Annotated in this window: 17 protein-coding genes; 5 read left to right on the top strand and 12 right to left on the bottom strand. The window is 72.4% G+C overall.

Annotated features, from left to right (window positions below; translation table 11 throughout):
- Window positions 1–51 precede the first annotated feature (51 nt).
- The gene (locus tag ACZ6Z8_RS06585; RefSeq protein WP_465606933.1) at window positions 52–1,014 is read left to right on the top strand and encodes a DUF1152 domain-containing protein; all 963 of its coding nucleotides are present in this window, start codon (window positions 52–54) and stop codon (window positions 1,012–1,014) included.
- 14 nt (window positions 1,015–1,028) lie between these two features.
- Here ACZ6Z8_RS06585 and ACZ6Z8_RS06580 read toward each other — a convergent pair whose 3' ends face one another.
- The gene (locus ACZ6Z8_RS06580) at window positions 1,029–1,574 is read right to left on the bottom strand and encodes an FHA domain-containing protein (RefSeq protein ID WP_465606932.1); all 546 of its coding nucleotides are present in this window, start codon (window positions 1,572–1,574) and stop codon (window positions 1,029–1,031) included.
- A gap of 148 nt (window positions 1,575–1,722) precedes the next feature.
- Window positions 1,723–2,271, bottom strand: coding sequence for a DUF1697 domain-containing protein (locus ACZ6Z8_RS06575; RefSeq protein WP_465606931.1), 549 nt, complete (start codon window positions 2,269–2,271; stop codon window positions 1,723–1,725).
- A gap of 139 nt (window positions 2,272–2,410) precedes the next feature.
- Here ACZ6Z8_RS06575 and ACZ6Z8_RS06570 point away from each other — a divergent pair, with 139 nt between their 5' ends.
- On the top strand, window positions 2,411–2,881 hold the full coding sequence (locus ACZ6Z8_RS06570; RefSeq protein WP_465606929.1) for a pyridoxamine 5'-phosphate oxidase family protein: 471 nt from the start codon (window positions 2,411–2,413) through the stop codon (window positions 2,879–2,881).
- 60 nt (window positions 2,882–2,941) lie between these two features.
- On the opposite strand, the gene ACZ6Z8_RS06565 is transcribed toward ACZ6Z8_RS06570, so the two are convergent.
- Window positions 2,942–3,298: an arsenate reductase family protein gene (locus ACZ6Z8_RS06565; protein WP_465606927.1), complete on the bottom strand. Its 357-nt coding sequence runs from the start codon at window positions 3,296–3,298 to the stop codon at window positions 2,942–2,944.
- 140 nt (window positions 3,299–3,438) lie between these two features.
- Between ACZ6Z8_RS06565 and ACZ6Z8_RS06560 the strand changes: the two genes are divergently transcribed.
- Both ACZ6Z8_RS06560 and ACZ6Z8_RS06555 read left to right on the top strand, forming a co-directional pair.
- Window positions 3,439–4,656, top strand: coding sequence for a cytochrome P450 (locus tag ACZ6Z8_RS06560; protein WP_465606925.1), 1,218 nt, complete (start codon window positions 3,439–3,441; stop codon window positions 4,654–4,656).
- Window positions 4,657–4,828: 172 nt separating this feature from the next.
- Window positions 4,829–5,962, top strand: coding sequence for a PP2C family protein-serine/threonine phosphatase (locus tag ACZ6Z8_RS06555; protein WP_465606923.1), 1,134 nt, complete (start codon window positions 4,829–4,831; stop codon window positions 5,960–5,962).
- Here ACZ6Z8_RS06555 and ACZ6Z8_RS06550 read toward each other — a convergent pair.
- Both ACZ6Z8_RS06550 and glnA read right to left on the bottom strand, forming a co-directional pair.
- A complete protein-coding gene (locus ACZ6Z8_RS06550; protein WP_465606922.1) occupies window positions 5,904–6,566 on the bottom strand; it encodes a 3'-5' exonuclease in 663 nt (220 codons plus the stop codon). The two genes, ACZ6Z8_RS06555 and ACZ6Z8_RS06550, sit on opposite strands and share 59 nt — an antisense overlap.
- Before the next feature lie 103 nt (window positions 6,567–6,669).
- A complete protein-coding gene (gene glnA / locus ACZ6Z8_RS06545; RefSeq protein ID WP_465606920.1) occupies window positions 6,670–8,082 on the bottom strand; it encodes a type I glutamate--ammonia ligase in 1,413 nt (470 codons plus the stop codon).
- A 351-nt stretch (window positions 8,083–8,433) separates the two neighbouring features.
- Here glnA and ACZ6Z8_RS06540 point away from each other — a divergent pair, with 351 nt between their 5' ends.
- Window positions 8,434–8,901, top strand: a complete 468-nt coding sequence (locus ACZ6Z8_RS06540) for an RDD family protein (RefSeq protein ID WP_465606918.1) — start codon at window positions 8,434–8,436, stop codon at window positions 8,899–8,901.
- Between the two features lie 100 nt (window positions 8,902–9,001).
- Here the strand turns inward: ACZ6Z8_RS06540 and ACZ6Z8_RS06535 are convergent, their stop codons facing one another.
- From ACZ6Z8_RS06535 to ACZ6Z8_RS06505, 7 genes are all read right to left on the bottom strand, one after another.
- Complete coding sequence (locus ACZ6Z8_RS06535; protein WP_402815871.1) at window positions 9,002–9,700, bottom strand: DUF4191 domain-containing protein; 699 nt, start codon at window positions 9,698–9,700, stop codon at window positions 9,002–9,004.
- 100 nt (window positions 9,701–9,800) lie between these two features.
- A complete protein-coding gene (locus ACZ6Z8_RS06530) occupies window positions 9,801–10,010 on the bottom strand; it encodes an SCO2195 family GlnR-regulated protein (protein ID WP_465606916.1) in 210 nt (69 codons plus the stop codon).
- Window positions 10,011–10,253: 243 nt separating this feature from the next.
- Entirely contained in the window at window positions 10,254–11,207 is a 954-nt protein-coding gene (lipA, locus tag ACZ6Z8_RS06525; protein ID WP_270147375.1) for a lipoyl synthase, read from the bottom strand.
- A 184-nt stretch (window positions 11,208–11,391) separates the two neighbouring features.
- Entirely contained in the window at window positions 11,392–12,189 is a 798-nt protein-coding gene (lipB, locus tag ACZ6Z8_RS06520) for a lipoyl(octanoyl) transferase LipB (RefSeq protein WP_465606914.1), read from the bottom strand.
- A 145-nt stretch (window positions 12,190–12,334) separates the two neighbouring features.
- A complete protein-coding gene (locus ACZ6Z8_RS06515) occupies window positions 12,335–14,278 on the bottom strand; it encodes a helix-turn-helix domain-containing protein (RefSeq protein ID WP_465606912.1) in 1,944 nt (647 codons plus the stop codon).
- A gap of 129 nt (window positions 14,279–14,407) precedes the next feature.
- Window positions 14,408–15,781, bottom strand: coding sequence for an MFS transporter (locus ACZ6Z8_RS06510; protein ID WP_465606911.1), 1,374 nt, complete (start codon window positions 15,779–15,781; stop codon window positions 14,408–14,410).
- Between the two features lie 176 nt (window positions 15,782–15,957).
- Window positions 15,958–16,578: a TetR/AcrR family transcriptional regulator gene (locus ACZ6Z8_RS06505; protein ID WP_465606909.1), complete on the bottom strand. Its 621-nt coding sequence runs from the start codon at window positions 16,576–16,578 to the stop codon at window positions 15,958–15,960.
- Window positions 16,579–16,664: the final 86 nt, after the last annotated feature.

Genomic DNA, 16,664 nt, shown 5'->3' with positions numbered 1-16,664 from the left:
GCCACTGACAGTTCGGACCCGCGGGCCCCGCCGGTGCGCTACCGTCCGCCGGTGACCTCTCTGCTGCAACCCCCGCTGATCACCAGGCTGCTGGCCGCCGAACGCATTCTGGTCGCCGGAGCCGGCGGCGGGTTCGACGTGTACGCCGGACTCCCGATCGCCCTCGCCCTGCGCGCCGCGGGCAAGGAGGTGCACCTGGCCAACCTCTCCTTCACCCACCTCTACGGCCTGCCCGGCGAGGTCTGGCAGGAGCCCGACGTGGCCAGGATCCGGCCGGACACCGCCGCCCCCGAGGGCTACTTCCCGGAACGCACGCTGGCCCGCTGGCTGCGGCTGCACGGGATGCCCGACACCGTGTGGGCCTTCCCGACGGTCGGCGTCAAACTGCTGCGCGAGGCCTACCGAAGACTCGTCGACCACCTGGGCGTGGACGCGATCCTCCTGGTGGACGGCGGCACCGACATCCTGATGCGCGGCGACGAGGCCGGCCTGGGCACCCCCGAGGAGGACATGGCCAGCCTGGCCGCGGTGGCGGGCCTGACGGAGGTGCCCGAACGGCTGGTCGCCTGCCTGGGTTTCGGCATCGACGCCCACCACGGCGTCAACCACGCCCTGGTGCTGGAGAACCTCGCCGCGATCGACCGGGCCGGCGGCTACCTCGGCGCCTTCTCCATCCCGCGCGGCAGCCGGGAGGGGGCGCTCTACCTGGACGCCGTCGAGCACGCTCGGGCCGCCTTCCCGCAGCACCCCAGCATCGTCAACGGCTCGGTGGCGGCGGCGCTGCGCGGCGAGTTCGGCGACGTGCAGTTCACCGAGCGGACCAAGGGCGGCCAGCTCTTCGTCAATCCGCTGATGACGCTCTACTTCGGCGTCACGGTCGAGGCCCTGGCCGCCGAGAACCGCTACCTGGACCGGCTGGAGCACACCGTGCTGACCCGGCAGATCAGCACCGTGATCGAGGAGTTCCGGGACGAGCTTCCCCGGCAGCGCCCGCCCCGGCAGTTCCCGCACTGACGGGGCCCGGCAGGTCAGTGCGGGGCGAGCCGGAACTCCAGGTTGCCGAACCGCACCTGGTCGCCCGGCCGCACCGGGATCCCGCCCGCGATCCGCCGCCCGTTCACATGGGTGCCGTTGGTCGACCCGAGGTCGTACAGCACCCAACCGCCGTTCTCGCGCCGCAGCTCGGCGTGGTGCCGGGAGACCGAGGCGTCGTGCAGTCGCAGCCCCGAGCCGGGGATCCGTCCGATCGTCAACAGCTCCGCCCCGGCCTGCGGCAGGCTCAGCCCCGGCAGCCGCTCGCTGCGCCAGGCCCGGTTCAGCCGGTCCCCGAAGGCGGACACCCGGCCGACCGTCCGCAGCACGAACCGCTCGACCGGCCCGCCGGTGGGCAGCCCGGCCACCGCCGCGTCCAACTCGCCGCGGCTGGTGGCCTGCAGGACGATGTCCATCCGGCCGAGGAAGGTGTCGTGCGACAGCCGGCCGCTGCCGGCGCCGTCCCGCAGCACCCCGAGCGCCTGGTCCCGTTCGGCGTCGGAGGGCCGGACAGCGCCGGTGGGGACCTCAGGCTGCGTCATGGCCCGATTGTCGGATCGACCGGCTCGGACTGTCCAGATCACGCCGCGGTCCGGCGCACGGTTCGTACGTCACTGAGCGACAGACGCGCGCCCCGCCCGCGCGGTTCCAGCACCCGCCGATCACCCTCCCGGCGCGGCGGACAGGCCGTCAGGCCTTCCGGGCGGCCGCCAGGATCTTCTCCGTGGTGTGCAGGAACCGTGAGGTCACGGCGCCCCGGTACTTCCCGCCGAACATCTCCTTGGTGACCCACTTGCCGTCCCGGAGGTGCACCACGATGTACGCGGCCCCCGGATCGGCGCCGAGCACCTCGACGTCGCCCTTCACCGAGCGGTGCGGGAGAGCGAGTTCGGCCGGCAGCGGCTCGGAGAGGAAGGCGATCAACAGCCGGACGTCCGGCGTCACCTCGACGCCCCGGAACGGCTCGGCGGCGAGCAGTTCGGCCACCTCGTCGACGGTCCGCAGCAGCACCGGCACCTGGTAGCCGAGCGAGCGCTCCAGGTGCTCCTCGATCCGCGCCGTCAGCGCGGCGCGGTCCGGTTCGTCCGTGGTGAAGAAGACGTTCCCGCTCTGGATGTACGAGCGGACGTTCCCCAGCCCCAGTTCGGCGAAGTGCGCCCGCAGCCGCTCCATCCTCACCGTCCGGCCGCCGACGTTGATGGCTCGCAGGAAGGCGATGTACGTGGTCGTGGTGGTCACCCCGCCAGTGTGGCACCGGCCGCCGACAACGCCCGTCGGCCGGCCGCCGACAGCGCCCGTCGGCCGGCCGCCGGGGACGCCCGGCGCACGCCGCCGTTCGTGCCCGGCGGTTGTCGGTGCCGGATGCCAGACTGGCGCCATGGCTACCTGGCAGGATTTCGAGCAGCAGGAACCCGAACTCGCGGCCCTGGTACGGGCCCGGTTCGAGGCCGAGAAGCACCACGTCCTGGCGACGCTGCGCAGGGACGGTTCACCCCGGGTGAGCGGCACGGAGGTCGACTTCGTCGGCGCCGACGCCTGGCTCGGGTCGATGTACGGCGCGGTCAAGGCACGCGACCTCCAGCGGGACGGCCGCTTCGCGCTGCACGCCCATCCGGCGGACGAGACCATGGCCGGCGGGGACTCCAAGCTCTCCGGCCGCGCGGTGGAGGTGACCGACGAGGCCGAGCTCGCCGCCTTCGCGGCCGACCTGCCCGAGCCGCCGCCCACCCCGTTCCACCTGTTCCGGCTGGACCTCCAGCAGGTGGTCCACACCGCCCTGGAGGGGGATGCCCTGTGGGTCCTCAACTGGCACCCGGGCCGGCCGGTGGAGAAGATCCAGCTCCACTGACCGGCCGGCCGGGCCGCAAGGGTCGAGTCGGCCGTTCTGGCCCCACTGGCCTGACGTGCCTTACGGCAGAACGGACTTGAGCGCCTCGGGAGTCCGGGCCACGACGGCGTGCCCGTCGTCCGCGGTGATGATCGGGCGCTGGATCAGCACGGGGTGCTCGGCCATCGCCGCGATCCAGCGCGCCCGGTCGCCCGCCTCCCGCGGCCACTCCTTCATCCCCAGCTCCTTCGCGACCTGCTCGTCGGTGCGGGTGATGTCCCAGGGTTCCAGGCCCAGCCGCTCCAGCACCTGCTCCAGCTCGGCCGCGGTCGGCGTGTCCTCCAGGTAGCGCCGCACGGTGTACGTGGCCCCGGCGGCGTCCAGTTCGGTGAGCGCGGTCCGGCACTTGCCGCAGCGCGGATTGATCCAGATCTCCATGCCGGCCAGCCTATCGGTGCTCCGGCGGGCTCCCCGGTAGCGGGAACTCCGCCGGGCCCACCGGTGGTTCACGAACCGGGAGCCGGGACGTCGGTGCGTCGCGAGCCCGTCACGTCGGCACGTCGGAAGGGGAGCACCGCATGGACGGCGCTGCGATCATCGAGCAGTTGATGACCACCGAGGTCAGGACCGACCCGTACCCCCTCTACGCCAGGGCGCACGAACTCGGCCCGGTGCTCCCGGCCGGGGACGGGATGTTCGTGGTGAACGGCTACGCGGCGGTCAACAAGGTGCTGCGCACGTCCGCCTTCGGCGTGGCGACCGCCGACATGATGGCCGGCCTCGCCCCCGAGTTCGCCGAGCACTCCTCGCTCGCCCTGTTCGGCCGCTCGATCCTCCAGCGCAACGCCCCCGACCAGCCGCGGGTCCGCTCGCTGATCGCCTCGGTGTTCACCGCCCGCCGGGTCGCCGCGCTGCGCCCGGCCGTGGAGGCGGCGGTCGGCCGGCTGCTGGACGAGATGGCCGAGCAGGGCTCCGAGGGCTCCCCGGTGGATTTCATGGACGCCTTCGCCTTCCGGCTGCCGGTCGGGGTGATCTGCGAACTGCTCGGCGTTCCCGAGCGGGACCGCTACCGCTTCCGCGGCCTCGCCTCCGACCTGACCGTCGCCCTGGAGATCGTCCAGGGCCTCGACGGCCTGGACGAGGCCGACCGGGCCGCCGACGAGCTGTCCGGGTACTTCACCGAGCTGGTCGCCGAGCGGCTGGCCCGTCCGCAGGACGACCTGGTCAGCGACCTCGCCCGGATCGCGGTCGACGGCGGCGGGCGGCTCTCCGGCCAGGAGCTGCTGGCCAACCTGGTGCTCCTGCTGGTGGCCGGCTTCGAGACCACCACCAACCTGCTCGGCAACGGCCTCGCCCTGCTGTTCCGCCACCCCGAGGCGGCCGCCGGGCTGCGCAGCGGCGCACTCGGCCCGGCCGGGTTCACCGACGAGGTGCTGCGCTTCGACTCCCCGGTCCAGGCCACCGCCCGGGTCGCGCTGGCGGACGGCCTGTCGATCGAGGGCCTGCCCGTCCCGGCCGACAGCGGGCTGACCCTGCTGATCGGCGCGGCCAACCACGACCCGGACCGGTACGAGCGGCCCGGAGCGTTCGACCCGACCCGAACCGACAGCCAGCCGCTCAGCTTCGGCGGCGGCACCCACTTCTGCCTGGGCTCCCAGCTGGCCCGGATGGAGGGCGAGGTCGCGGTGGCCGCCCTGCTGGACCGTTTCCCCCGGCTCGCCCAGGGCGGTGTTCCGACCCGGCGTGACCGCCTGGTGCTGCGCGGCTACGAGACGCTCCCGGTGACCGTCCGATGAGACCGGCTGTTCCGTGTCGCTGTCGCTGTCGCTGTCGCTGTCGCTGTCGCTGCCGCGGAACCCGGGACGTTCGGCCTTCATGACCGCGCCCTCCGTGGGGGAGCATGGAGGGGCGAATCCGGTCATTCCTCGCGAATCGCCCAGTCCGGTGAGCCAGGAGGTCCCCGCCGAAATGTCAGCACCCCGCCCGCCGCAGCTCGCGGTCGCGAAGCCCAGGGTGCCGCGCTGGGTGCCCTGGTTGCCGGTCATCCTGCTGGTCCTGGACCTGGTCGCCGAGGCCGTCGTCCCGGACGTGGTCGCCGCCGGCTTCCTGTTGACCGCCCTGCCCGTGGTGGCCGCGTTCAGCTACGGTCCGGTGCTGACCGCCGGGGCCACCGGCGGCGCCCTGGGCCTCCAGCTGCTGCTGGCCCTGCGCGCGGGCCACATCAACGAGCAGCACCATGTGTGGGTGTACATCGCCACCCTGCTCTCCGGAGCGATGGGCACCGCCCTGTCCTGGCAGCGCACCCGGCAGAACCACAACCTGCTGCAGGCCCGTACGGTCGCCGAGACCCTCCAGCGCACGGTGCTGCGGCCGGTGCCCGAACACGCCGGCGGCCTGCGGGTCGCCGGGCTCTACCGCCCGGCCCAGGCGGACGTGCTGGTCGGCGGGGACCTGTACGAGGTGTGCGACACCCGCTTCGGCGTCCGGGTGCTGCTCGGCGACGTCCGCGGCAAGGGCCTCGCCGCGGTCCGCACCGTCGCCGACGTGCTCGGCGCCTTCCGGGCGGCCGCCCATGACACGCCGGGCCTGGTCGAGCTGGCCGACCAGCTGGACCGCGCGGTGCTGCGGGACGCCGCCGACCGCGGCGACGACGAGCTCTTCGCCACCGCCGTCCTGCTCCAGTACCGCCCGGGCGCCGACTGCGTGGAGGTCGTCAACCGCGGCCACACCACCCCGCTGCTGCTCTCCGGGGGCACCATCACGCCGGTGGCCTGCGCCGACGAACTCCCGCTCGGCCTCGGCCACCTCGGCCCCGACGACGCGCCCGCCAAGCCGACCACCGTCGCCCTGCCCCCGGGCCACACCGTCCTGCTCTACACCGACGGCGTCAGCGAGGCCCGCGACGCCACCGGTTCCTTCTACCCCCTCGCCCCGCGCCTGGCCGCCCTGGGCAGCACGGCCCCCGACCGCCTGGTCTCCTTCCTGGCCCAGGACGTCCACCAGTACGCCGTCCTGCTCGCCGACGACCTCGCCGTCCTCGCCCTCACCCCCGAGCCGGGACATCCGGACCCGGACCGTCCGGAGCAGGACCGCCGGGCGTAGGTCCCGGCCATTCCCACAGGTTCGCGAACAGCACCGCCTGCTCCCGCGCGTCGTCCAGCGCGTGGTGGGTGTGCGGCAGGTCCGGCAGCAGCTCCGCGGGCATCGACCGCTTCCCGATCCCGGCGAACGGCACCCCCGCCCGGGCCGCGTACAGCGTCTTCAGGTCCAGGCACCCGGAGTGCCCGAACGGGCTGGAGCCGGTGAACCGCATCAGGTACCAGTACAGGAACTGCCAGTCGTACACCGCCGGGTACGCCACCATCACCGGCCGGTGGCGCCGCCCGTCCGGCCCGGTCCGCGTCCGTTCCACCCACCGCGCGAACTCCCGCAGCGCCACCTCCGGCTCCGCGCCGCCGGCCTCCAGCGCCGCCCGCTCCAGCCCGGACACCGCCAGGGCCTCCGGGTCGTACTCCGCACTGATCGGCCGCAGCTCCCGGTAGAACCCCGCTGCCCCCGCCCCCGCCCGCCGGAACCCCTCGCCGTCGTCCCAACCGGCCACCACCGCCCCGAAGCTCACCATCGAGTACGGCCCCGGAATCGGCCCGTCGGCCTCCACGTCCACCGACAGGTACACCGTCGGCGTCACCTTCCGCTTGCTCCCCATCCCCCCATCCAACCGCCCCCTTCAACCGGTTTTCCGCCCCGGACACGGCCGTGCCCCGGCCGGAGGCGTCCCGGCCGGGGCACAGTACAACGGGCTACGGCTCCTACAGGTCGTAGTAGAGCTCGAACTCGTGCGGGTGGGGGCGGAGGGCGATCGGGGCGATCTCGTTGGTGCGCTTGAAGTCGATCCAGGTCTCGATCAGGTCCGGGGTGAAGACGTTCCCGGCGAGGAGGTACTCGTGGTCGGCTTCGAGGGCCTCCAGGACGGCGGGGAGGGAGGAGGGCACCTGGGGGACGTTGGCGTGCTCCTCGGGGGCGAGCTCGTAGAGGTCCTTGTCGACGGGCTCCAGCGGCTCGATCTTGTTGCGGATGCCGTCGAGGCCGGCCATCAGCATGGCGGAGAAGGCCAGGTACGGGTTGGAGGACGGGTCCGGGGCGCGGAACTCGATGCGCTTGGCCTTGGCGTTGGAGCCGGTGATCGGGATGCGGATGGCGGCCGAGCGGTTGCGCTGGGAGTAGACCAGGTTGACGGGTGCCTCGAAGCCCGGGACGAGGCGGTGGTAGGAGTTCACCGAGGGGTTGGTGAAGGCCAGCAGCGAGGGGGCGTGCCGGAGGAGGCCGCCGATGTAGTAGCGGGCGGTGTCGGAGAGGCCGGCGTAGCCCTGCTCGTCGTAGAAGAGCGGCGAGCCCTCGCTCCACAGCGACTGGTGGACGTGCATCCCGGAGCCGTTGTCGCCGAAGATCGGCTTGGGCATGAAGGTGGCCGTCTTGCCGTTGCGCCAGGCGACGTTCTTGATGATGTACTTGAACAGCATCAGGTCGTCGGCGGCGTGCAGCAGGGTGTTGAACTTGTAGTTGATCTCGGCCTGGCCGGCCGTGCCGACCTCGTGGTGCTGGCGCTCGACCTCCAGGCCGGACCTGGCCAGTTCCAGGGACATCTCGGCGCGCAGGTCGGCGAAGTGGTCGACCGGCGGGGTGGGGAAGTAGCCGCCCTTGTACTTGACCTTGTAGCCGCGTACGTCGCCCTCGGCGGCGCCGGAGTTCCAGGCGCCGGCCTCCGAGTCGATGTGGTAGAAGGACGCGTTGGCGCTGGTCTCGAACCGCGCCGAGTCGAAGACGTAGAACTCCGCCTCGGGCCCGAAGAAGGCGGTGTCGGCGATGCCGGAGGAGGCGAGGTAGGCCTCGGCCTTCTTGGCGACGTTGCGCGGGTCGCGGCTGTAGGCCTCGCCGGTGACCGGGTCCTGGATGAAGAAGTTGATGTTGAGGTGCTTCTCGGCCCGGAAGGGGTCGAGGCGGGCGGTGGCGAGGTCCGGCACCAGGGCCATGTCGGACTCGTGGATGGCTTGGAAGCCGCGGATCGACGAACCGTCGAACATCAGGGTCTCGGACGGATCGAAGGTCGCCGCAGGTACGGAGAAGTGCTGCATGACGCCCGGCAGATCGCAGAAGCGGACGTCGACGAACTTCACGTCGTTGTCCTGGATGAACTGCTTCACTTCGGCGGCGTTGTTGAACATCCATCCTCCTCGGCGTGCGAATTGGGCTCACCCTAGGAATGGGTCGTTTCCGGCCGGTGACCCGCTCGTTTCCTAGATGTTAACCACGACCGCCGAACGGGCGGCAAAGATGCACGCTACGGGGCAAATCACCCCGCCCACCTGGGAGCCGTTCCGGAAGTGGTCTGGACCACTCGGTAAGCCCGGCGCACGCGATTCACCCGGTCGTGGACGGACCTCCTCCCGACGTGGGACGGACCCCCTCCCGACGTGGGACGGACGCCGCAGGCCCCCGGGGCAGCCGGCCCGGCCGCGCCCCGCCGGGAGGGAGCCGGTGCCGGGCCGCGGCGTGAGCCCGGTTAGTGTGGATTCGTGGACACCAGAGAAGCGTTGGGATCGTGGATCGACGGCCCCAAGGCCGCCGCCGAGAAGATGGGTGCCGACTTCGGCTACCGCGGCGAACGCCTCGGGCTGCCCGAGGCGGGCCCCGGCTCGATCGCCGGCCCCGGCCGACGGATCGGCGCCCTGTTCGTGGACGGCTGGCTGGTCTCGCTGGTCTCCTTCGGCATGCTCGCCAAGGGCGACCCTGCCGAGGCCAACCTGTGGACCCTCCCGCTCTTCTTCCTGGTCGCGGTGCTCCTGCTCTCCACCACCGGCACGACCCTCGGCAAGCGGCTGTTCGGCCTCCGGGTGGTCCGCCTGGACGGGCGCCGCGCGACCATCCCGCAGGTCCTGCTGCGCACCCTGCTGCTCTGCCTGGTGGTGCCGCCGCTGGTCTGGGACCGCGACACCCGCGGTCTGCACGACAAGGCGGTCGGCACCGTCGAGGTCCGGCTCTAGAGCCGGACGGTTCCCGCGGGCGTCACCCGCCGCAGGACGTGGAACGGCCCCGCTCCGGAAGCTTCCGGGGCGGGGCCGTCGTCGTCAGGGGAGGGGAGGGTCAGCGGGCCTGGCCGCCCTTGGGCATCCGGGCGCCCTTGGGCATCGGGCCCTTGGGGATCGGCGCCTTGGAGAGCAGGTCGCCCAGCGCGCGCAGCCGGTCGTTGGTCTCGGTGACCTGGGCGGCGGTGATGGAGCGGGGCAGGCGCATCAGGTGGATCTGCAGCTTCTTCAGCGGGATCTCGCCCTCGCCGTTGCCCACCACGATGTCGTGCACCGGCACGTCGCCGACCACGCGGGCCATCTTCTTCTTCTCGGAGATCAGCAGCTGCCGCACCCGGTTCGGGTTGCCCTCGCCGATCAGCGCGATGCCGGCCCGGCCCACCGCGCGGTAGACCGCGTCCTGGTTACGGGTGACCGCCACCGGGGTGGAGCTGGAGCTCCAGCCGCGCCGGATGTTGTTCAGCACCGCGGCCACGGCACCCGGCTGCCCCTCCATCTGCCCGAACGCGGCGCGCTCGGCCCGGCGCCCGAAGACGATCGCCATGGCCAGGACGGCCACGATGAAGCCCAGGATGCCCAGGTAGATGGGGTGGTCGATCGCGAAGCCGATGGCGAGGAACACGCCGAAGGTCAGCAGGCCGACGCCGGCGATGATCAGGCCGATCTTGGTGTCGACCTTCTTGGTCATGGTGTACGCCAGGCGGATCTGCTTCAGTCGCCCGGGGTTCTCGGATGTTTCCCTCGCCATAACGCTCATGGTACGTGGCGCGGGTACGGGATATCCAAGCCCGGGTACCCGTTCGCCCGAACCGTGACCCGTGTGCCGGTACGCCGTCGCGCACAGCGACGTCAGGACCTCACCGCCGTGCGGACCGCGGGCCGGTGCTCCCGGCCGGGTTCGAGGCCCCGAGCGCGTCGTGCCGCCGGTGGGCCGCGTACTCACGGTTCTCGCACACCGCCGCCCAGGCGTTGCGGCGCGCGTGCCGCTGGCCGGGCGCCAGCAGGACGCTCTCGGCGAACCGCAGCGCCGTCCTCACCGAGCGGATCCGCATGTGCAGCATCTGCATCCCGAACAGCTCCTCTTGCGACCGTGTGGCCGCCCTGGCTGGGGCGCGGCCGAGGCGTGGCCGAGCCGTGGCTGAGAAGAATCGAACGCCTACCGGGCGTCCATCGTCCCCACCCCGTGTTACCAGCCTGTGACCAGGCAGTCAAAGCGTGGTGAAAGCCGGAAGGGCGGAGCCGCAGCTCCGCCCTTCCAATGGCCGACACGGCGCGAAACCGACCGGCGGGTCGGTCTTCGAACTCCCCCGTCAGACCGCGGCCTGCTCGCGCCGCTCCAGCGCCTGCCGGTACAGCCGGCCGGCCCGGTACGACGAACGCACCAGCGGCCCCGACATGACACCCGCGAAGCCCAGCTCCTCGGCCTCCTCCTGGAGCTCGACGAACTCCTGCGGCTTCACCCAGCGCTCGACCGGGTGGTGGCGCAGCGAGGGCCGCAGGTACTGGGTGATGGTGATCAGCTCGCAGCCGGCCCCGACCAGGTCGGCCAGTGCCTGGCTGACCTCCTCGCGGGTCTCGCCCATGCCCAGGATCAGGTTGGACTTGGTGACCAGGCCGGCCGCGCGGGCCTGGGTGATGACGTCCAGCGAGCGCTCGTAGCGGAAGGCCGGGCGGATCCGCTTGAAGATGCGCGGGACGGTCTCGACGTTGTGCGCGAGCACCTCGGGGCGGGAGGAGAAGACCTCGGCCAGCTGCTCGGGCACCGCGTTGAAGTCGGGGATGAGCAGCTCGACGCCGGTGCGGCCGCCGGCGCGCTCGGCGGTCATCGCGTGCACCTGGCGCACGGTCTCGGCGTACAGCCAGGCGCCGCCGTCCTCCAGGTCGTCGCGGGCGACGCCGGTGATGGTGGCGTAGTTGAGGTCCATGGTGACGATGGACTCGGCGACCCGGCGCGGCTCGTCGCGGTCGAACTCGGCGGGCTTGCCGGTGTCGATCTGGCAGAAGTCGCAGCGGCGGGTGCACTGGTCACCGCCGATGAGGAAGGTCGCCTCGCGGTCCTCCCAGCACTCGAAGATGTTGGGACAGCCGGCCTCCTGGCAGACCGTGTGCAGTCCCTCCTTCTTCACCAGCGACTGGAGGGCGTTGTACTCCGGGCCCATCTTCGCGCGGGTCTTGATCCACTCGGGCTTCCGCTCGATGGGGGTCTCGCTGTTGCGGACCTCCAGGCGGAGCAGCTTCCTGCCGTCGGGCGCGACAGCGGACACGTGCGACTCCTAGAACTAGACGGGGTACCCCCAGGGTACGCCTGTGGTTGTACGGCCTTCGCCGGGCCTGGCGCCCTGCAATCGCAGGGCAACGCGGCTACCGGCCAGTAGATTCCCAGTGATTTCCGGTGATTCCCAGGGAATCCCGGCGATTCCCCCCGACCGGTGAGGACTTGCGGGGGCTTCAGCGGCTGATCGCCGGCTCCGGCAGCTCGGCCAGCACGTCCGTGAGGTGGCGCTCGACCGAGGGCAGCGCCTCGCTCACCGGGACGTCGCGCCCCAGCTCACCGGCCAGCGAGGCGACGCCCGCGTCCCGGATGCCGCAGGGCACGATCTTGTCGAAGTACGTCATGTCGGGGTCGCAGTTGATCGCGAAGCCGTGCATGGTGACCCCGCGGGCGACCCGCACGCCGATCGCCGCGAGCTTGCGGTCGTCGCCGCGCTGCCCGGCGTTGGAGGGAGCGTACTCGGGCCCGGCCAGCCGCGGGTCGATGCCCAGGGGCAGGCCCATCCGCAGGGTCAGCTTGCCGATGTCCACCACCTCGGACGGGTCCACCACGGCGTCCGGGATGTTCTCGCCGAGCACCCAGACCCCGCTGCGGCCCTCGATCCGGGTGGTCCCGACGCCGAAGTCGGCGGCGGCGCGGATCAGCGCCTCCTCCAGCCGGCGGACGTAGGCGATCACGTCGATCGGGTCGGGCAGCTTGATGATCGGGTAGCCGACCAGCTGGCCGGGGCCGTGCCAGGTGATCTCGCCGCCCCGGTTGACCTCGACCACCGGGGTGCCGTCCAGCGGCAGGTCGGCGGGGTTGGTGCGCTTGCCCATGGTGTAGACGGGCGGGTGCTCCAGCAGCAGCACGGTGTCGGGGATCTCGTCGGCGACCCGCAGCGCGTGCAGGCGCTGCTGCTCCTCCCACGCCTCCTCGTACGGGACGAGGTGCTCGCCTATGCCCAGGCGAACGAAACGCACCTGCTCGCTCATGCGCCCGCCCCGCTTCGCTCGGCGGTCGCTTCGCGAGACGCGCCCCGGCCGATTGTTCGCTCGCTCCGCTCGTTCACCGCTGCCGCTCCTTGCCAGGCGTTCGAGACCAACCTCGCCACTGTACGCCCACGGCCGTGTCACCCGTTCAGCCGTCCCCGTGCCCGTTCCCGCCCCCGGCGAGCAGCTGCAGGCGCAGCGCCAGCTGCAGTTCCAGCGACCGCTCCGGCTGGTTCCAGTCCGGCCCGAGCAGTGCCTCCACCCGGTCCAGCCGCTGCACCACGGTGTTCACGTGGACGTGCAGCTCGTCCTTGGCCCGGGTGAGGCTGCCGCCGCAGTCGAAGTAGGCGCGCAGGGTGCGCACCAGCTCGGTGCCGCGCCGGGCGTCGTAGGCGAGCAGTGGGCCGAGCGCGGAGCCGACGAAGCCGTCCACGTCGTGGCCGTCGCCGAGCAGCACCCCGAGGAAGCCGAGCGCGCGGGCGGAGGCCCCCTCACCGGCGCGGCCGAGCACCCGCAGGGCACGCACGCAGCGCAGGCCCTCGCCGTACGAGGCGGCCAGCGCGGCCGGACCGGCGGCGGGGCGGCCGGCGCCGACCGTGACCGGGAAGCCCGCCAGCCGGGCCAGCCGTTCGGCGGCGCGCCGGGCGGTCGAGTCGGCGGTCTTCTCGGCGTCGCCGGTGTCGCCCGGTCCGACGGGCACCAGCAGCACCACCGCCGCGCCGTGCTCGGCGCTGACGCCGCGGGATCCGAACAGGTACCGCCGGGCCGCGCCCGCCAGCCGTCCCCGGTCGTCGCCGTCGCGGTCGGCGGGTTCCGCGACCAGCACCAGGTGCGGCCGGGCGAGGTCGACGCCGAGCCGGCGGCCGCGCGCGGTGAGCCCGGCCGGGTCGCGTTCGGGGGCGGTGAGCAGGTCGGTGAGCAGCTCGCCGCGGACCCGGTTCTCGGTCTCCGCGACCGAGCGGCGCAGCAGCAGGAGCAGGGCGGTCACCACGCCGGCCCGCTCGAACAGCCGCCGGTCGGCGTCGTCGAGACCGGGCCGGCCGCGCAGCACCAGGGTGCCGAGGGTGTCGTGCCCGGCCAGCACCGCGCACACCCACAGCTCGCCGTGCCGTACGGAGCGGCCCTCGGCCCGGGAGGCGGCCACCGCCGCGGCCAGTTCGGCGGCGGGGGCGGGGCGCCCGGCCAGCGGTTCGCCCTCGGCGTCCAGGACGGCTATCTCCCCGTCCAGCAGGTGGGCGACGGCGGCGGCCACGTCCGGGACCTCGGCGCCGCGCAGCACCAGGTCGGTGAGCCGGTCGTGCGCCTGCTCGGCGCGCTGGACGGCGGCGGAGTGGGCCCGGACCAGCTCGTTGGCGGTGTTCAGCTCGGCGAGCGCGGCCCGGGTGTCGGCCAGCGACTTGGCGGTGTCCAGGGCGATCGCGGCGTGCGCGGCCAGGGTGCAGAGCAGCGCGACCTCGTCGGGGGAGAAGGCGCGCGGGGAGCGGTCGGCGGCGAACAGGACGCCGATGACCTGCCCGCCGAGCAGCAGCGGCACCCCGATGATCGCCACCAGGCCCTCGTCCAGCACGCCGGCGTCGATCGTGCCGGTGTGGTGGAAGCGCTCGTCGGTGCGGTAGTCGGGGGTCGCGTAGGGCCGGGCGGTCTGGGCGACCAGCCCGCCCAGGCCGTCGCCGAGGCTGAGCCGCAGGGTCTGGAACAGGACGGAGACCGAGCCGTCGGTGACCCGCATGTAGGTGTCGCCGGCGGCCTCGTCCGGCAGGGTCAGGTACGCGGTGTCGGTGCCGAGCAGCATCCGGGCCCGGCGGACGATCGCCTGCAGCACGGTGTCCAGGTCCCGGGAGGCGGCGAGGTCCCCGGCGGTGTCGAACAGCGCCGTCAACTCTGCCTCACGGCGCCGGTGTTGACGCAGGGTGCGGTGCACCCGCAGGGCCTGCCAGGTGGCGTCGTCGATCTCGGCGAGGACGCCGGCCGGCGCCCCGCGGCGGCGGGCGTCGGCCAGCACCTCGGCGAAGTCCTCGGTGGCGGCGCCGGAGGCGAGCAGGTCGAGCAGCCGTCGCAGTGCGGGCGCGGCGCTCTCGTCGGGGTGGTTCATGGCGCGTGGTTCATGGTGCGGGCCGCCAATCGGCGTCGGTTCCGTCGGTGCCGAGAAGTCGCTCCCGGGAGGCCGTCCTCGGGTCGGAGACGTCGCTCCCGGGAAATCGCGATGCTATCGGCTCAACCGTCAGGTGACGGCAGGCTTTCCGACCGCGCCGCCGTCCGCCGGCAGGCCCTCCGCCGACCGTTCCTCGACCTCCGCGAGGTCCTGTCCCCTGGTCTCCCGCCCGCACAGCACCGCCAGCACGGTGAGCGCCGCCGCGGCGGCCACGTACACCGAGATCGGCGTGGCGCTGCCGTAGTCCTTCAGCAGGGCGGTCGCGATCAGCGGCGCGGGCGCGCCGGCCGCCACCGAGGCGAACTGGGCGCCGATCGAGGCCCCCGAGTAGCGCATCCGGGTCGCGAACAGCTCGGAGAAGAAGGCCGCCTGCGGCGCGTACATCGCGCTGTGGAACACCAGCCCGACGGTCACCGCCAGTACCAGCGTCCCGAAGGAGCCGGTGTCGACCATCCCGAAGAACACGAACGCCCACACCCCGACCCCGGCCGCGCCGACCAGGTACACCGGCTTGCGCCCGACCCGGTCCGAGAGCGCCCCGAACAGCGGGATCAGCGCGAACTGGATCGCGGAGGCGATGAGTACGGCGTTGAGCGCGCTCTGCTTGTCGAAGTGCGCGTGGGTGACGGCGTAGGTCAGCACGAAGGTCGTCATCACGTAGTACGAGATGTTCTCCGCCATCCGCGCGCCCATGGCCACCAGCACCTCCCGCCAGTGGTGCCGCAACACCCCCACCAGCGGCGGCTTCTGCTCCGTCCTGCCCTGCCGTGCGGCCAACGCCCGCTGGAACAGGGGCGATTCGTCCACCGCCAGCCGGATCCACATGCCGATCCCGACCAGCGCCGCCGACAGCAGGAACGGCACCCGCCACCCCCAGGCCAGGAACGCGCTCTCGGACTGCACCGACGTCATCAGCGACAGCACGCCCGCCGCCAGCAGGTTCCCGGCCGGCGCCCCGCCCTGCGGCCAGGAGGCCCAGAACCCCCGCCGCCGCTGGTCGCCGTGCTCCGACACCAGCAGCACCGCGCCGCCCCACTCGCCGCCGAGCGCGAACCCCTGCACCAGGCGCAGGGCCGTCAGCAGCACCGGGGCGGCCACCCCGACCGAGTCGTAGGTGGGCAGCAGCCCGATCGCGGTGGTCGACCCGCCCATCAGCAGCAGGCTCACCACCAGCAGCTTCTTGCGCCCGATCCGGTCACCGAAGTGCCCGAACACCAGGGCTCCGATCGGCCGCGCCGCGAACCCGATCGCATAGGTCAGGAACGACAGCAGTGTCCCGGTCAGCGGATCGGTGTGGGGGAAGAACAGCTTCCCGAACACGAGGGCCGCGGCCGTTCCGTACAAGAAGTAGTCGTACCACTCGATGGTCGTACCGATCAGGCTCGCAGCCACCACTCGGGGGAGTGAGCTGCTCACCGCCGAACCACGTGCAGAGCCCTCCATGGCTACCGCTCCTCCCAGAACCGGACGGGGACGCGTCGCCACAAGGTAGGAACCCCGCGTCCCCGGGACTATGTGGTTGACCCACGTAGCCCATGGGGTGGATGTAGCCGCCCACCCCATGACGACCCCGGCTACTGGTCAGCCCGGCCCGGTCCGGACCGGGCCGTGGGAGGGGATCAGGCCGACGGGGGGTCGGCCCCGAGGTGCTTCACCAGGTCGAACGCCTCCCGCCTGATCGCGGCCAGTGAACTGACGGTGCGGTCGCCGGCCTCGCGCCAGCGGCTCTGCGCGATGCGCCACGAGGCCAGGAAGACCCCGACCCGCATGTGGGTCACCAGGCTGTCCTGGGCGCCGTTCGCGACGACCCTGCCGAGGATGGTGAGTTCCATCTCGACGCAGTGGTCGAAGCTGTGCTTGGCCAGCGTCATGCTCCCGGCCGCCAGGTCGAGGGAGGCGGCGAAGTCGTCGGCCCACTGTTCGCCCGCGGTCGACAGCACGTGTTCGAGCGGTTCGTTGAGGTCCGCCATCGTCGACGCCTCCGGGGACAGTTCCTCCAGGTACCGGTCCCACAGCTCGACTTCGGGGGCCAGGAACACCCCCTGCTTCTCCGGGAAGTACCGGAAGAAGGTGCTGGTGCCCACGCGGGCGTGCCGGCAGATCTGCGCGACGGTGGTCGCGTCGTAGCCGTAGGTGGCGCCGAGCTCGCGCGCCGAGCGGAGGATCTGCTCCTTGACCTCGGCTTTCTTGATGTCGCGCAGCGACTCCGGCTGGTGTTTCTGAGGGGATTTGCTCGTCATAAGCGGAAGGTAGCAGCACCCGCATGGGTTTGACCCCCACTAGGCAGCGATTCCCTTCTGGGTGTATAACCCTTGTGGGAGTCACC

This window comes from Kitasatospora sp. NPDC101108 (genome assembly GCF_055584725.1).
The sequence above is the reverse complement of the archived record's forward strand: the minus strand, read 5'-3'. Positions and strand labels throughout refer to the sequence as shown.

Bases quoted from the DNA above. Each gene is read 5' to 3' on its own strand.
- ACZ6Z8_RS06510 (WP_465606911.1), bottom strand. From the start codon at position 15,781: ATGGAGGGCTCTGCACGTGGTTCGGCGGTGAGCAGCTCACTCCCCCGA.
- ACZ6Z8_RS06580 (WP_465606932.1), bottom strand. From the start codon at position 1,574: ATGACGCAGCCTGAGGTCCCCACCGGCGCTGTCCGGCCCTCCGACGCC.
- ACZ6Z8_RS06555 (WP_465606923.1), top strand. From the start codon at position 4,829: ATGTCAGCACCCCGCCCGCCGCAGCTCGCGGTCGCGAAGCCCAGGGTG.
- ACZ6Z8_RS06505 (WP_465606909.1), bottom strand. From the start codon at position 16,578: ATGACGAGCAAATCCCCTCAGAAACACCAGCCGGAGTCGCTGCGCGAC.
- ACZ6Z8_RS06515 (WP_465606912.1), bottom strand. From the start codon at position 14,278: ATGAACCACCCCGACGAGAGCGCCGCGCCCGCACTGCGACGGCTGCTC.
- ACZ6Z8_RS06550 (WP_465606922.1), bottom strand. From the start codon at position 6,566: ATGGGGAGCAAGCGGAAGGTGACGCCGACGGTGTACCTGTCGGTGGAC.
- ACZ6Z8_RS06530 (WP_465606916.1), bottom strand. From the start codon at position 10,010: ATGCAGATGCTGCACATGCGGATCCGCTCGGTGAGGACGGCGCTGCGG.
- ACZ6Z8_RS06560 (WP_465606925.1), top strand. From the start codon at position 3,439: ATGGACGGCGCTGCGATCATCGAGCAGTTGATGACCACCGAGGTCAGG.
- ACZ6Z8_RS06565 (WP_465606927.1), bottom strand. From the start codon at position 3,298: ATGGAGATCTGGATCAATCCGCGCTGCGGCAAGTGCCGGACCGCGCTC.
- lipB (WP_465606914.1), bottom strand. From the start codon at position 12,189: ATGAGCGAGCAGGTGCGTTTCGTTCGCCTGGGCATAGGCGAGCACCTC.
- glnA (WP_465606920.1), bottom strand. From the start codon at position 8,082: ATGTTCAACAACGCCGCCGAAGTGAAGCAGTTCATCCAGGACAACGAC.
- ACZ6Z8_RS06535 (WP_402815871.1), bottom strand. From the start codon at position 9,700: ATGAGCGTTATGGCGAGGGAAACATCCGAGAACCCCGGGCGACTGAAG.
- ACZ6Z8_RS06570 (WP_465606929.1), top strand. From the start codon at position 2,411: ATGGCTACCTGGCAGGATTTCGAGCAGCAGGAACCCGAACTCGCGGCC.